Here is a 13,814-nt window from a genome sequence, read left to right as displayed (position 1 = left end):
CACGCTGGATCAAAGGGTTCACTAGCCCATTGAGGCAGCATTGCGCACAGATTGGAGGCAATCTTGGTTCGTGTCCTTCGCGCCGCCGCCGCCCAGATGGGGCCGACGCAAAAAGCCGACACGCGCGAGCACACGCTGTCGCGGATGCTGAACATGCTGGAGGAAGCGGCGAACCGGGGCGCCAGCCTCGTGGTCTTTCCCGAGCTCGCCTTCACCACCTTCTTTCCGCGCTGGCTTCTGGAGGGCGAGGCGCTCGACCGCTATTTCGAGCACGGCATGCCGAACCCGGCTGTGGCCAAATTGTTCGATCGTGCCCGTGCGCTGCGTGTCGGCTTCTATGTCGGCTATGCCGAGCTGACCCCCGACGGCCGTCGTTACAATTGCGCCATCCTGGTTGATCGCGACGGCGAGATCCTCGGCCGTTACCGCAAGGTGCATCTGCCTGGCTCGGTCGAGCCGCGCGCGGGCGCACGCTACCAGCAGCTCGAGAAGCGCTACTTCGAATATGGCGATCTCGGCTTTCCGGCCTTCCGCGCCGGCTCGGCCTGGGCCCATGCGATCATGGGCATGATGATCTGCAATGATCGGCGCTGGCCGGAATCCTGGCGCGTTCTTGGCCTGCAAGGCGTCGAACTCGTCTGCATCGGCTACAATTCGGCGGCCTACGATCCCAATGGCGGCACCACGGAAGACGCCTCCTTGCGCACTTTCCACTCGACGCTCGTGACGCAGGCCAACGCCTACATGAACGCGACCTGGGCGATCTCGGTCGCCAAGGCCGGGGACGAGGACGGCTCGGGCCTGATCGGCGGCTCCTGCATCGTCGATCCCAACGGCCGCATTGTCGCGCAGGCCGCGACGCTGACGGACGAGGTGATCGTCGCTGACATCGATCTCGACCTCTGCCGCCAGGGCAAGGACAAGATGTTCAATTTCGCCGCCCACCGGCGGCCCGAGCAATACAGGGTGATCACCGAGCGCGCCGGCGTCATCGAGCCGGCCGTCCTCGACGCAGACTGAATTTGGCATGGCGCTGGCAATGGTTCGGTCAAGGAAAAGGTTGAAGGAGCTGACATGACACGCCTCTCGCATTTCCTCGCCTTCGCAGCGCTGGCTGCAGTGACCTCGGTACAAGCCGCCGAGCTTCCGGCTGAGATCAAGCAGGCGGGCGTGCTCAAGCTCACGGTCAACTCCACCTACGCGCCGATGGAATATCGCGATCCCGCTAGCAACGAGCTGGTCGGGCTCGACATCGATCTCGCCAATGAGCTTGCCAAGCGGCTCGGCGGCCTCAAGATCGTCTGGAACGAGACGCCGTTCGCCGAGCTGATCCCCTCGCTTCAGACCAAGCGTGCCGATTTCATCATCTCGGGGATATCCGACCGCGCCTCGCGTCGTGAGACCGCCGATTTTGTCGACTATCTGACGACAGGACCGCAGTTCTTCGTGATGGCGGTGAGTGACGCCAAGGCCGCCACAGATCTCTGCGGCAAGAAGGTCGGCACCACACGCAGTACCAGCTTCCCGGTCGAGATCGAGAAGTGGAGCAAGCAGAATTGCGAGGCGGCCGGCAAGCCAGCCATCCAATACGTGCCGGGCGAGAACTCGATCGACGTGCGCAACCAGCTCAAGCAGGGCCGCATCGACGCCGCCGTGCAGGGCAGCGAGACGCTGCCTTATGCGCAGACGCAGGAGCCCGGCAAATACCGCATCGTCGGCGAGGCCTTTGCCAAAGGCTACCAGGGCATCATGTTCCGCAAGGACGATGCCGCGCTTCGTGAGGTCGTGACGGAGAAGCTCGCGGCGATGATCGCCGACGGGTCTTACAAGGCCGTCCTCGACAAATGGGGCCTGGGTGCGAATATGGTCACTCAGCCCATGCTGAACGCGGCGCCGCAATGAAGCCGGCGCCGGCACTCGCGGAGGGTTTTCCCGATCTCTCGGGAATGCTGATTGCGCGCGAGCCGCACTGGTTTCGCTGGATCAGCGCGGCCTTGATCGTCCTGGTGCTGGCGGCGATCGCGCGCGCCTTCGCCAATGGCCAGATCGAATGGTCCCATGTCAGTCGCTTCATCACTGCAAAGGTGATCCTCGAAGGTATCGTCAACACCATGGTGATGGCGGTGTTGGCGATGGCGCTCGGCATTGTCCTCGGCATCGTCGTTGCGATCATGCGGCTGTCGCCGAATCCGGTGCTGAAGACGGCCGCGGCCGGCTACACCTGGCTGTTCCGCGGCACCCCGCTGATCCTGCAATTGCTGCTCTGGTTCAACCTCGCGCTGGTGTTTCCGGCCATCGGCATTCCCGGCCTGTGGAGCGCGCGTGCCGTCGACGTCATGACGCCGTTCCTTGCCGCGCTGCTCGGGCTCGGCATCAACCAGGGCGCCTATACGTCCGAAGTCATGCGCGCCGGCATGCTGTCGGTCGATATCGGGCAATATGAAGCGGCGCAGGCGATCGGCATGGGGCGGCTGCGCGCTCTGCGCCGGATCATCCTGCCGCAGGCGATGCGCGTGGTGATCCCCCCGCTCGGCAACGAGTTCATCGGCATGGTGAAGGCGACCTCGCTGGCCAGCGTGATCCAGTATCCGGAAGTGCTGCACAACGCTGAAAACATCTATTACGCCAACTCCCGAGTGATCGAGCTCCTGATCGTCGCCGGGCTCTGGTACCTGCTCGTCGTCTCGATCCTGACGCCGCTCCAGATGCTGCTCGAACGCCGTTTTGCGCGCGGCACAACGCAGTTTGCCCGATGACAAAGCCCCTCGTCGCGATCCGCTCCGTCAGCAAGAATTTTGGAGAGTTCAAGGCTCTCAAGAATGTTTCGCTCGACGTCTGGCCCGGCGAGGTGATGTGCCTGATCGGTGCTTCCGGCTCGGGCAAGACCACGCTGCTCCGTTGCATCAACCAGCTCGCAATCATCGATAGCGGCGGCATCTGGCTCGATGGCGAGCTCCTGGGCGTGCGCGAGCAGGGTGAGCGGCTTTATCGGCTTTCCGAGCGCGAGATCGGGCGGCAGCGGCTGAAGACCGGCATGGTGTTCCAGCGCTTCAACCTGTTTCCGCACAAGACCGCGCTGGAGAACATCACCGAAGGGCCGCTCCAGGTGCAGGGCCGCAAGCCAGATGAGGTTCGCGCCGAGGCGCTGGAGCTGCTCCGGCGCGTCGGGCTGTCGGCCAAGGCGGATTCGTATCCGATGCAGCTCTCCGGCGGCCAGCAGCAGCGCGTCGCCATTGCGCGCGCGCTCGCGATGAAGCCGATGCTGATGCTGTTCGACGAGCCGACCAGCGCGCTCGATCCGGAGCTCGTCGGCGAGGTGCTTGCCGTGATGAAGGAGCTGGCGAAGAGCGGCATGACCATGATGGTGGTGACGCACGAGCTCGGCTTCGCGCGCGAGGTCGCCGACCGCGTCGTCTACATGGACCAGGGCGCGATCGTCGAGCAGGGCCGCGCTGCGGATGTGCTGGGCACGCCGCGCGAGGAGCGGACCAAGGCATTTCTTTCGGCTGTGATCTGAAATGGGGGCATGTTGATGAAGAGAGTTTTGGTTGCCGCGGCGCTGTTCGGCGCCATGACCGTATCGGCCTTGGCGGTCGAACTGCCGCCTGACATCGCCAAGCGCGGCAGCATCAGGGTGGCGTTGGTGCCGAACTATCCGCCAATGGAGTTCCGCGATCCCGCCAACAACGCGCTGTCGGGCTTCGATGTCGATCTCGGCGAGGCGCTCGGGCGCAAGCTCGGCGTCAAGATCGAATGGACCGAGACCAGTTTTGCCGAATTTATGCCGTCGATCTCGACGGGCCGCGTGGATGCGATCCTGTCCGGCTTCACCGACTATGCCAGCCGGCACGAGATCGCCTCCTTCGTCGATTATCTGCGCAGCGGTCCAAAATTCTTCGTGCAGCAGTCCCGCGCGTCCGAGTTCAAGGACATGGCGTCGCTTTGCGGCAAGAAGGTTGGCGCCAGCCGCCGCACGATGTTTCCGACCGAAATTGACAAGTGGAGCCAGAAGAATTGCTCCAGCAATCCGATCCAGTTCGTCGGCACCGACGGCTCGGCCGATGCGCGCACCCAGCTCAAGCAGGGCCGGATCGACGCCGCTGTGCAGGGCAACGAGACGCTGCCCTATCTGATGGATCTCGAGCCGAACGCCTATGCGCCGGTCGGCGCTGCCTTCGCAACGCAGTTCACGGGCATCGCACTGCCGGTCAAGGAAAAGGCGTTGCAGCAGGCGTTCGTCGAAGCACTCGACGCGCTGATCGCCGATGGAACCTATCGTACGCTGCTGGCGAAATGGAAATTGAACGACAACGGAATAGAAAAGGCGACCATCAATGCTGGACAGTAAGGCACTCCAGAGCATCCCGCTCACCCCAGCCAACACCGCGGATCCCGCGCCGGAATATCCTTGGCCGAAGCCGTACAGATCGGCGATGTTCCTGTCGTTCGACGTGGACGCGGAGAGCGCCTGGACCAGCAAGGACGCGGTGCATGCGCAGCGGCTCATCACCATGAGCTATGGCGGCTACGAGGCGCGGGTCGGCACGCCGAAGCTTCTGGAGCTGCTCGACCAGCTCGATCTCAAGGCGACGTTCTTCGTCACGGGCTGGTCGGTCGACGCGCATCCGGCGATGGCCGAATCCATCCTCAAGGCCGGCCACGAGATCGGCCACCACGGCTATCACCATCTCTTGCCCGATCCCGGCGATCCCTGGATCGAGGAGGAGCTGGAGCGCGGTTTCGAGGCGCTGAAGCGCCGGCTTGGCGTGAAGCCGACCGGCTATCGGGCGCCTTACGGCGAGTTCACCGAGGAGCTGCGCGTCGCGCTGGTGCGTCACGACATCGTCTACACGTCGTCGTTCCGCGACGACGTGCGGCCCTATCGTCATCGCCTCGCCGACGGCAAGCCCGGCACGATCGAGCTGCCGGTCACTGCGAGCTACGACGACTGGATGCATGGCCTCTCGGCCCGCTTCAGCCCGCGCTCGATCTTCCCCAAGGAGCACGTGCTCTCGATCTGGAAGGACGAGCTGGATGAGGTTCGCGACTGGGGTGCGATGGTGACGACGGTGCTGCATCCGCAATGCAGCGGCCGCCCTATGCGGCTGCGCCTGTTGCGCGAGTTTCTGACCTACGCAAAGTCCTGCCCTGACGTCTGGATCACCACCGGCGAAAGGATCGCGGAAAACTTCCTGCGCCACGAGGCCGCCAACCGTTGAGAAGTGCCATGACCCGTCGCCGCATCCTCGTCATCAACCCCAACTCCTCGGCGTCGGTGACGGCGGCGATCGACGACGCGGTCGCGCCGCTCCGGATATTAGGCGGACCTGACATCGAGGTGGTCGGTCTTGCCGAGGGGCCGCCGAGCATCAGCTCGCAGCGCGATGCCGACAGCGTGGTGATGCCGCTCGTCAACCGTGTGTCGCGCGATGACGCGGATGCCTTCGTGCTCGCCTGCTTTAGCGATCCGGGCCTGCATGCGGTGCGCGAGGCGGCGGGCGGGCGCCCGGTGTTGGGCATTGCCGAGTGCGGCATCTTCCGCGCGCTGATGCTGGGCGAGCGTTTCGGCATCATCGCGCTATCGCCCTCGAGCATTCGCCGCCAGCAGCGGATGGCACGGGTCATGGGCGTCGACAGCCGTTATGGCGGAAGCTGGTCGGTAGGCGCGAGCGCGGCCGAGACGGCGAGTGCCGACATCCGCGGACGCTTGATCGAAGCCGGCCGTGCGTTGGTCACGCAATATCGTGCCGATGTCTTGGTGATGGGCTGTGCGGGAATGGCCTCGCACCGCGCCGCGATCTCGGACGCCATCGGCGTGCCCGTGGTCGAGCCGGCGCAACAGGCGGTCGCTGTCGCGATCGGTGCGGTCTTGTTGAATACGTAGGTTACCTTCAGGAGCTCTTGGAATGCCGATCTCCCGCCGCTCGCTCCTCAAGGCCGCCGCAGGGATGCCGGCGCTCTCATTGCCGGGCATCGTGCGTGCCGAATCGCAGTCGACGCTGCGCTTCATCCCCGTCATCGATCTCGCCTTCGTCGACCCCATCTACTCGACCGCGCAGGTGTCGCGAAACCATGGCTTCATGGTCTACGATACGCTCTACGGCATGAGCTCCTCGCTCCAGGTCTCGCCGCAGATGCTGTCGGGCCACGTCATCTCCGGCGACCAGCTCCAGTGGGATCTGACGCTGCGCGACGGCCTGTTTTGGCATGACGGCGAGCGCGTGCTGGCGCGCGACTGCGTGGCCAGTATCCGCCGCTGGGCCGCGCGCGACGGCTTCGGTGGCGAGCTGATGGAGGCGACCGCCGAGCTCTTGGCCGTGGACGACCGCACCATCCGCTTCCGTCTCAAGCGCCCGTTCCCGCTGCTGCCGCAGGCGCTCGGCAAGGCCGCGATCAACGCCTGCTTCATGATGCCGGAGCGGCTCGCGAGCCAGGATCCGTTCAAGCCGCTGACCGAAGTCGTCGGCAGTGGCCCGTTCCGCTATCTCGCCGACGAACGCGTGCAGGGCGCCCGCAACGCCTATGCCAAATTCGAGCGCTACCAGCCGCGCACCGACGGCAAGCCGGATTGGACCGCGGGTCCGAAGATCGTGCATTACGACCGCGTGGTCTGGACCACCACGCCCGACGCCGGCACCGGCGTCGCCGCGCTCCAGACCGGCGAGCAGGATTGGCAGGAGACCACGCCGCACGATCTGTTGCCGATCATCAGGGCTGCCGGCGACATCGAGACACGCATCCTCGATCCCCGCGGCTATGCCTGCATGCTGCGCCTCAATCATCTCCAGCCGCCGCTCGACAATCCCGCCATCCGCCGTGCGCTGCTCGGCGCGATCGACCAGTCCGCTTTCATGACCGCGGTCGCCGGCACCGATCCGGCCTTCCAGGTGTCGCCGATCGGCTTCTTCGCGCCTGATACCCCGATGGCGAACGAGGTCGGCCTCGACGTGTTCCGCGGTCCGCGCAACTACGACAAGGTCAAGGCTGATTTGAAGGCTGCCGGTTACAATGGCGAGAAGATCGTGCTGCTCGTTCCCACCAATTCGCTGGCGCAAAAACCGCTCGGCGAGATCGCGGTGGATTCGCTGCGCAAGGCCGGCATGAACGTCGAATATGCCGGGCTCGATTTCGCCGTCGTGTTGCAGCGCCAGCTCAAGAAGGACCCGATTGGGCAGGGCGGCTGGAGCGCGGCAGTCGGCAACTGGCAGGGCATCGACTGGCTCAACCCGGCCGGCAACACCAACATCCGCGGCGAAGGCAAGGTCGCCGGCTGGTACGCGAGCGAGAAGATGGGGCCGTTGCGCAGCCAGTGGCTGGCGGCCTCGGAGCTTGCCGAGCAGCAGCGCATCTGCCGCGAGATCCAGGCGGTCGCGTTCGAGGAAATCCCCTATATTCCGATCGGCCTGTATAGGCAGCCGACCGCCTATCGCAAAGCCATCACCGGCATTCTCGACGGCACCGCCGTGTTCTGGAACGTACGTCCCACATGAGCACCACAGCAATCTTCGGGAGCTATGTGCTGTCACGCAAGGACGGCGCGCAGGACGTGCTGCGCGACCATTGGGTCCTGGTCGAAGGCAAAAAGATCGCGGCAATCACGCGCGACAAGCCGAGTGCGGACGTGGTCTACGATCGCCCCGGCCGCTTCGTCTTGCCGGGCCTCTTGAACCTGCACAATCACTGCTTCTCCGAAGCGGTGGCGCGCAGCCACAGCGAGGACGGCAACGGCCGCAAGAACAATCAGAGCATCGTCTACACGGTGCTGCTGCCGCTCACCAAGCGTGGCGCTGAGATCCTGTCGCCGGAAGAACGTCTCGCGGTGGCGCGGCTCGGCATCCTCCAGCTGCTCAAGGGCGGCGCCACCACGGTGATAGAGCCGTTCCGCAACTCGATTCCCGAGATGTTCGACGCGGCGGAAGAGATGGGCATCCGCTTCTACGGCGCGCCCTATCTGTTCTCGACCTCGGACGCCAAGGCCGGCCCCGACGGCGTGGTGCGCTATTCCGGCGACGACGGTGCCGCCGACATGGCGACGTGGGACGCGCTCTACCAGCGCTGGAACAATCGCGGCGATGGCCGCATCTCGCTCGCGATGAGCCCGCATGCCACCGACACCTGCGGTCCCGATCTCTTGAAGGCCTGCGCCACGCGGGCGCGCGAGCTTGGCGTGCCTATCACGACTCACATGGCGCAGAGCCGCGCCGAGGTCGAGACCATCGGCAAACGTTATGGCGGCCGCACGCCGGCGGAGTACCTGGACTGGCTCGGCCTGCTTGCGCCCGATCTCATGGCGGCGCATTGCATGTTCAGCAGCGACGACGATCTCAAGCTGATGGCCGCGCGCGGCATGACCGTGTTGAACTGCCCGCGCGTATTTGCACGTGCCGGTGTGACCGCTGCGTTCAGCCGGTTCGCGGAGCATGGCGTCCGCACGGTGGTCGGCACCGACGGCTACAACATGGACCTGCTCGGCGAGCTCAATGCGGCCTCGCTGATCTCCAAGGTCACCTCGCAACGCGCCGATGTCGCGAACTCGCCGGAGCTGATCGAGGCGAACACGGCAGTCGCCGCCGACGTCATCAAGCGGCCGGACCTCGGTCGGATCGAGCCGGGCGCCACCGCCGATCTCACCGTCGTCGATCTCACCCATCCGCATCTCCAGCCTCTGTTCGATCCGCGCCGTGCGCTGATCGCGCTCGCCAACCGCGCCAATATCGACCAGGTCATGGTCGATGGCCGTGTGCTTGTCGATGAGGGACGCTACGTCGGCGCCGATGAGGCTGCGATCACGGCCGCAGGCACCGCTGCAATCGGTAAGATCTGGGACCTGCCGGAGGCGCAGGCCGCGTTCAACGGCTAGCTCTCGAACTCCGCGAGCGACTTGCGCATGGTCTCGACCAGATCGAGCGCCACCGGCGAGGGGCTGCGCTGCGCCGGAAACACCGCGGAGAACTCGAAGTCGATGCGCGGCAGGAAGCGGCGCACGATGACACCTCGGGTGGAGAATTCCTGCGCGGTGAAGGGATCGCAGATCGCGACTCCCAGCCCCGACGACACCATGCCGCACATGATCTCGGACAGTGCGGTCTCAACCCGCAGCACGCGGCGGACATCGTGACGATGGAAGATCTGGTCGACGAGGTGCCGGCTCGAGGATCCCGCCGAGAGCGAAATGAATGTCTCGCCCTCGAAGTCGCGTGGCTCCAAGACTTCTTTTTCCGCGAGACGATGACCGGTTGGCAGCACCGCAACGCGGGCAGGTGCGGGCAGCTTCTGGCTCGGCAGTCCCGAATGCGCAATCGGCACCTCGGCAAAGCCGACGTCGCATTGGTTGTTCAGCACCCAATCGACCACGATCGGCGAGATCACGCCGAAGAAGGCGAGGTTGAGGTTCGGCCGCTCCTTCAGGAAGTGACCTGTGAGCCGCGGCAGATAGCCGTTCGACAGCGCCGGAAGTGCCGCGATCCGCAGCGAGCCGGTGCGACGACCGCGGATTTCTTCCGCAGCCGCGGTGATGCGTTCCAGGCCAACGAAGGAGCGCTCCACTTCGGTGTAGAGCGCCATCGCTGCGGCGGTCGGCACCAGGCCGGTGCCACGCCGCTCGAACAGCTCCATCTTCAGCAGCGCCTGGAGGTCACGCAGCAACCGGCTGACCGCAGGCTGGGTCACTGCCATCAGCGTCGCCGCTTCGGTGACGCTGCCGGTCAGCATCATCGCCCGGAAAGCCTCCACTTGCCGCGAATTGATCCGCGCCATGCAAATCCCATTCATCACATTTAGGCATGTAGAGGGTGCCATTATTCATTGGACGATGGAAGCTGGGGTTTGCGATCTTTTTCATCAGAGCTGAAGACAGACCGCTTTTTCGGCAGATGGGGCCCAAAACACCCCAGATCGCGTCAAAACCCGTCGAGCAGGGGCCGGAGCCCTGCTTCAAAGGGGATCGGTGCGGAAGGAAATGCGGAAGGGTGCTCAGCCAGCGAATTGTCGGCACGTCACCTCATTCCGGTATTGGAGATCGGTCCACATGAAGACTTTCCGCCTTCTGACCGCAGTCAGCATCGCAGCGCTCATCGCCATCCCCTCGGCCGTCTCGGCCCAGCAAAAGACACTCTATGTCGCCGGCTATGGCGGCTCGTTCGAGAAGACCATCCGCGACGAGGTGATCCCGACCTTCGAGAAGGAGAACAACGTCAAGGTCGAGTACGTCGCCGGCAACTCCACCGACACGCTTGCAAAGCTGCAGGCGCAGAAGGGCAACCAGCAGATCGATGTCGCCATCGTCGATGATGGCCCGATGTACCAGGCGATCCAGCTCGGCTTCTGCGGCAAGCTCGACGGGTTGCCGGCCGCCGATCTCTACGATACCGCGCGCTTCAAGGACGATCGCGCGGTTGCCATCGGCATCGTCGCCACGGGCCTGATGTACAACACCAAGGTGTTCGCGGAGAAAGGCTGGGCACCGCCGACCTCTTGGAATGATCTGAAGGACACGAAATACGCAAAGCAGCTCGTGATCCCGCCGATCAACAACACCTATGGTCTCGAAGCGCTGGTGATGCTCTCGAAGATGAACGGCGGCGGTGAGTCCAACGTCGATTCCGGCTTCAAGATCTTCAAGGAAGAGATCAATCCGAACGTGCTCGCCTATGAGCCGTCGCCGGGCAAGATGACCGAGCTGTTCCAGTCCGGCCAGGCGGTCATCGCGGTGTGGGGCACGGGCCGTGTGCAGAGCTTTGCCAATACCGGCTTCCCCGTCGACTTCGTCTATCCGAAGGAAGGCGCCGCGACCCTGCTGACGACGGCGTGTCCGATCGCAAAGCCCAACGCCTCGCCGCTGGCATCGAGCTTCGTCAAGATGCTGCTCGATCCAAAAATCCAGCTCGTGATGCTGAGGGACTACGGCTACGGCCCGGTGCTGAAATCGCTGAAGGTGCCGCCGGACCTCGGCAAGATGGCGCCGATCGGCGAGCGCGCGGCCAAGCTCTATAATCCTGATTGGACCGCCATCAACGAGAAGCGCGAGGAGTGGACCAAACGCTGGAATCGCGAGGTCGAGCGCTGATCTGATCGTTCGCAGCGGAGACAGCGTATGGCCTATCTCGAGCTCGATCGGGTCTCTAAGCAGTTCGGTACCACGACCGTGGTCGATGACTTCAGTCTGGCGGTGGGCAAGGGGGAGTTCATCTCCTTCCTTGGCCCCTCCGGCTGCGGCAAGACCACGACCTTGCAGATGATCGCGGGCTTCCTCGATCCCACGGGCGGCATGATCCGCCTGGAGGGCAAGGACCTGACGGCGGTCCACCCCGCCAAGCGCGGGCTCGGCATCGTGTTCCAGAGCTACGCGCTGTTTCCGCACATGACTGCGGCGGAGAACGTCGCCTTCGGTCTGGAGATGCGCAATGTGTCGCGCAATGAGCGGGCCGAGCGCGTCCGTGCGGCGCTCGCGATGGTGGGTCTTGCCGGCTACGAAGACCGCCATCCCCGTCGCATGTCCGGCGGACAGCAGCAGCGCGTGGCGCTGGCTCGCGCCCTGGTGATCAAGCCGAGCGTGCTGCTGCTCGACGAGCCGCTATCGAATCTCGACGCAAAACTGCGCGAAGAGATGCAGATCGAGCTGCGCCAGATCCAGCGCACTATCGGCACCACCACGATCCTCGTCACCCACGACCAGAACGAGGCGATGTCGCTGTCCGACCGCATCGTGGTGATGAGCCAGGGCAAGATCGAGCAGATCGGCACGCCGCAGGAGACCTATGAGAAGCCGGCCTCGACCTTCGTCTCGCAGTTTTTGGGCAAGACCAACGATTTCGCCGGAACGATCGATCGAACCGCGGCACCCGTGCGGATCGTCGCTGGTTCGTGGAGCGCGCTGGCGCCCGCTGGCCTGAACGGTGCAGTCACGGTCAGCATTCGCCCCGAACGCATCGGCTTCGGCGATGCCGGCCTTAACGCAAGAATCGTCACGCGCATCTTCCAGGGCAATCACTGGCTGTTCCAGTGCGACAGCGAATGCGGCCCGGCGATCGTGATCCGTCAGAATGACGGCACGGCGCAGCCGGCCGAAGGCGAGGCGGTTCGCTTGACCTGGCGTCCCGAGGACATGAGCGTTCGCGCGAGGGCTGGCGCATGAGCATGGCCGCCGAGGAGCGCAGTGTACGTGTGCCGTGGGCGCTGACGGCGCCCGCCTTGATGCTGTTCGTCGGCGTGCTGCTGATCCCGCTGGCGATGACCGTGATGCTGTCGTTCCACGATTGGGGCCAGTACAAGGGCATCGAGCCGGTCTTCATCCTGAAGAACTGGAAGGAGATCGCGACCGATCCCTACTATGCCGAAATGTTCTGGCGGACCTTTCGCATCGCGATCCTGACCACGCTGCTCACCGCATTGCTCGGCGCTCCCGAAGCCTACATCCTCAACCGCATGAGCGGCCGCTGGAAGAGCTTTTTCCTGCTCGTTATTCTCGGCCCGCTGCTGATCTCCGTGGTGGCGCGCACGCTCGGCTGGGCGCTGCTGTTTGGCGGCAACAACGGTCTCGTCAACAAACTCCTGATGACGCTCGGCGCGATCCGTTCCCCCATTCCCTTCATGTTCACCGAAACAGGCATGGTGGTCGCGCTCGCGCATGTGATGATGCCGTTCATGGTGCTGTCGGTATGGGCGGCGCTGCAGCGGCTCGATCCGCAGATCGAGAATGCCGCGATGTCGCTCGGCGCGCGACCGCTCACCATCATCCGCCGCATCATCATGCCGCAGATCATGCCGGGCGTGCTGTCGGGCGCGATCATTGTGTTCTCGCTCTCGGCCAGCGCCTTCGCGACACCTGCGATCATCGGCGGCCGCCGGCTCAAGGTCGCGGCGACGCTGGCCTATGACGAGTTCCTCAACACGCTGAACTGGCCGCTCGGCGCGGCGGTCGCGACGCTGCTCTTGGTCGCGCTGGTGCTGATTGTCGTCGGCAGCAATGCCTCGATCGAACGCCGCTATGCGGAGGTGTTCCGATGAGGCGGAACGGCCCGCTCGCGCTGATCTTCCACACCATCTTCGTCATCGTCATGGTGGCGCCGATCCTGGTGGTCTGCCTCGTTGCCTTCACGCCCGAAGGCTTTCTGTCGCTGCCGACCAACGGCTTTTCGCTGCGCTGGTTCAGGGCGATTGCCCAGTATCCAGAATTTATCCACGCCTTCTGGGTCAGCCTCGGGCTCGGCGCACTTTCGTCCTTCGTGTCGCTGTTGTTCGCGGTGCCGGCGGCGCTGGCAATCGCGCGCTATCGTTTCCGCGGCCGCGATGCGCTAGCGGCACTCTTCCTGTCGCCGCTGATGATCCCGCATGTCGTGCTCGGCATCGCCTTCCTGCGCTTCTTCACCTCGGCCGGCCTCGGCGGCAGTTTTGCGGCGCTGATCATCGCGCACGTCATCATCGTGTTTCCGTTCGCGCTGCGGCTGACGTTGGCGGCAGCGACCGGCATGGACCGCACGGTCGAGATGGCGGCGGTCTCGCTCGGCGCCGGCGGCTGGACGCTATTCCGCCGCGTCACCCTGCCGCTGATCCTGCCCGGCGTCATCAGCGGCTGGGCGCTTGCCTTCATCCAGTCGTTCGACGATCTCACCATGACCGTCTTCCTCGCCGCGCCCGGCACCGAGACATTGCCCGTTCGCATGTTCCTTTATATCCAGGACAACATTGATCCGCTGGTGACGTCGGTCTCGGCCTGCGTGATCGCTGTCACCATGACCGCCCTCATTCTGCTCGACCGCTTCTACGGGCTCGACCGCGTGCTCGCCGGCAAGGGCGATGCCGGGCGATAGGAGAAC

Annotated in this window: 14 protein-coding genes; 13 read left to right on the top strand and 1 reads right to left on the bottom strand. The window is 64.5% G+C overall.

Annotation, left to right across the window (positions count from 1 at the left end):
* The first annotated feature begins 63 nt into the window (after window positions 1-63).
* Genes L6637_RS17380 through L6637_RS17340 form a run of 9 tightly spaced genes read left to right on the top strand, consistent with a single transcriptional unit; the run spans window position 64 to window position 8,860 of the window.
* The gene (locus tag L6637_RS17380) at window positions 64-1,020 is read left to right on the top strand and encodes an N-carbamoyl-D-amino-acid hydrolase (RefSeq protein WP_271607867.1); all 957 of its coding nucleotides are present in this window, start codon (window positions 64-66) and stop codon (window positions 1,018-1,020) included.
* 54 nt (window positions 1,021-1,074) lie between these two features.
* Window positions 1,075-1,902: an ABC transporter substrate-binding protein gene (locus tag L6637_RS17375; protein WP_237871557.1), complete on the top strand. Its 828-nt coding sequence runs from the start codon at window positions 1,075-1,077 to the stop codon at window positions 1,900-1,902.
* Window positions 1,899-2,756 (top strand): amino acid ABC transporter permease, encoded by an 858-nt coding sequence (locus L6637_RS17370; protein ID WP_237871555.1) that lies wholly within the window; start codon window positions 1,899-1,901, stop codon window positions 2,754-2,756. Before L6637_RS17375 ends, L6637_RS17370 begins: the two co-directional genes overlap by 4 nt.
* On the top strand, window positions 2,753-3,517 hold the full coding sequence (locus tag L6637_RS17365) for an amino acid ABC transporter ATP-binding protein (RefSeq protein ID WP_237871553.1): 765 nt from the start codon (window positions 2,753-2,755) through the stop codon (window positions 3,515-3,517). The genes L6637_RS17370 and L6637_RS17365 overlap by 4 nt, the downstream gene beginning before the upstream one ends.
* Before the next feature lie 15 nt (window positions 3,518-3,532).
* Complete coding sequence (locus L6637_RS17360) at window positions 3,533-4,348, top strand: ABC transporter substrate-binding protein (RefSeq protein ID WP_237871551.1); 816 nt, start codon at window positions 3,533-3,535, stop codon at window positions 4,346-4,348.
* On the top strand, window positions 4,335-5,219 hold the full coding sequence (locus L6637_RS17355; protein ID WP_237863012.1) for a polysaccharide deacetylase family protein: 885 nt from the start codon (window positions 4,335-4,337) through the stop codon (window positions 5,217-5,219). The genes L6637_RS17360 and L6637_RS17355 overlap by 14 nt, the downstream gene beginning before the upstream one ends.
* A gap of 8 nt (window positions 5,220-5,227) precedes the next feature.
* A complete protein-coding gene (locus L6637_RS17350; RefSeq protein ID WP_237871549.1) occupies window positions 5,228-5,884 on the top strand; it encodes an aspartate/glutamate racemase family protein in 657 nt (218 codons plus the stop codon).
* 22 nt (window positions 5,885-5,906) lie between these two features.
* The gene (locus L6637_RS17345) at window positions 5,907-7,490 is read left to right on the top strand and encodes an ABC transporter substrate-binding protein (protein WP_237871547.1); all 1,584 of its coding nucleotides are present in this window, start codon (window positions 5,907-5,909) and stop codon (window positions 7,488-7,490) included.
* Window positions 7,487-8,860, top strand: coding sequence for an amidohydrolase family protein (locus L6637_RS17340; protein WP_237871545.1), 1,374 nt, complete (start codon window positions 7,487-7,489; stop codon window positions 8,858-8,860). The genes L6637_RS17345 and L6637_RS17340 overlap by 4 nt, the downstream gene beginning before the upstream one ends.
* Here the strand turns inward: L6637_RS17340 and L6637_RS17335 are convergent.
* Window positions 8,857-9,756 carry a LysR substrate-binding domain-containing protein gene (locus L6637_RS17335; RefSeq protein WP_237863008.1) on the bottom strand — a complete coding sequence of 300 codons (900 nt, stop codon included), beginning with the start codon at window positions 9,754-9,756 and terminating at the stop codon, window positions 8,857-8,859. The two genes, L6637_RS17340 and L6637_RS17335, sit on opposite strands and share 4 nt — an antisense overlap.
* Window positions 9,757-10,027: 271 nt before the next feature.
* On the opposite strand from L6637_RS17335, the gene L6637_RS17330 reads away from it, so the two are divergent.
* Genes L6637_RS17330 through L6637_RS17315 form a run of 4 tightly spaced genes read left to right on the top strand, consistent with a single transcriptional unit; the run spans window position 10,028 to window position 13,808 of the window.
* Entirely contained in the window at window positions 10,028-11,065 is a 1,038-nt protein-coding gene (locus L6637_RS17330; RefSeq protein ID WP_237863007.1) for an ABC transporter substrate-binding protein, read from the top strand.
* A 27-nt stretch (window positions 11,066-11,092) separates the two neighbouring features.
* The gene (locus L6637_RS17325) at window positions 11,093-12,133 is read left to right on the top strand and encodes an ABC transporter ATP-binding protein (RefSeq protein ID WP_237871544.1); all 1,041 of its coding nucleotides are present in this window, start codon (window positions 11,093-11,095) and stop codon (window positions 12,131-12,133) included.
* On the top strand, window positions 12,130-13,005 hold the full coding sequence (locus L6637_RS17320) for an ABC transporter permease (protein ID WP_237871542.1): 876 nt from the start codon (window positions 12,130-12,132) through the stop codon (window positions 13,003-13,005). Before L6637_RS17325 ends, L6637_RS17320 begins: the two co-directional genes overlap by 4 nt.
* Complete coding sequence (locus L6637_RS17315; RefSeq protein ID WP_237863004.1) at window positions 13,002-13,808, top strand: ABC transporter permease; 807 nt, start codon at window positions 13,002-13,004, stop codon at window positions 13,806-13,808. The genes L6637_RS17320 and L6637_RS17315 overlap by 4 nt, the downstream gene beginning before the upstream one ends.
* The last annotated feature ends 6 nt before the right edge of the window (window positions 13,809-13,814 follow it).

Origin of the sequence: Bradyrhizobium zhengyangense (assembly GCF_022012435.1) — a bacterium.
Taxonomy (GTDB): Bacteria; Pseudomonadota; Alphaproteobacteria; order Rhizobiales; family Xanthobacteraceae; genus Bradyrhizobium; species Bradyrhizobium zhengyangense.
Note: the sequence above shows the minus strand (reverse complement) of the source record. Positions and strands in the feature narration are given on the sequence as shown.

What these genes read in the sequence shown, in the direction of transcription:
- L6637_RS17320 (WP_237871542.1), top strand. Translation starts at nt 12,130, where the DNA reads ATGAGCATGGCCGCCGAGGAGCGCAGTGTACGTGTGCCGTGGGCGCTG.
- L6637_RS17350 (WP_237871549.1), top strand. Translation starts at nt 5,228, where the DNA reads ATGACCCGTCGCCGCATCCTCGTCATCAACCCCAACTCCTCGGCGTCG.
- L6637_RS17375 (WP_237871557.1), top strand. Translation starts at nt 1,075, where the DNA reads ATGACACGCCTCTCGCATTTCCTCGCCTTCGCAGCGCTGGCTGCAGTG.
- L6637_RS17365 (WP_237871553.1), top strand. Translation starts at nt 2,753, where the DNA reads ATGACAAAGCCCCTCGTCGCGATCCGCTCCGTCAGCAAGAATTTTGGA.
- L6637_RS17330 (WP_237863007.1), top strand. Translation starts at nt 10,028, where the DNA reads ATGAAGACTTTCCGCCTTCTGACCGCAGTCAGCATCGCAGCGCTCATC.
- L6637_RS17325 (WP_237871544.1), top strand. Translation starts at nt 11,093, where the DNA reads ATGGCCTATCTCGAGCTCGATCGGGTCTCTAAGCAGTTCGGTACCACG.
- L6637_RS17315 (WP_237863004.1), top strand. Translation starts at nt 13,002, where the DNA reads ATGAGGCGGAACGGCCCGCTCGCGCTGATCTTCCACACCATCTTCGTC.
- L6637_RS17355 (WP_237863012.1), top strand. Translation starts at nt 4,335, where the DNA reads ATGCTGGACAGTAAGGCACTCCAGAGCATCCCGCTCACCCCAGCCAAC.
- L6637_RS17370 (WP_237871555.1), top strand. Translation starts at nt 1,899, where the DNA reads ATGAAGCCGGCGCCGGCACTCGCGGAGGGTTTTCCCGATCTCTCGGGA.
- L6637_RS17340 (WP_237871545.1), top strand. Translation starts at nt 7,487, where the DNA reads ATGAGCACCACAGCAATCTTCGGGAGCTATGTGCTGTCACGCAAGGAC.
- L6637_RS17345 (WP_237871547.1), top strand. Translation starts at nt 5,907, where the DNA reads ATGCCGATCTCCCGCCGCTCGCTCCTCAAGGCCGCCGCAGGGATGCCG.
- L6637_RS17360 (WP_237871551.1), top strand. Translation starts at nt 3,533, where the DNA reads ATGAAGAGAGTTTTGGTTGCCGCGGCGCTGTTCGGCGCCATGACCGTA.
- L6637_RS17335 (WP_237863008.1), bottom strand. Translation starts at nt 9,756, where the DNA reads ATGGCGCGGATCAATTCGCGGCAAGTGGAGGCTTTCCGGGCGATGATG.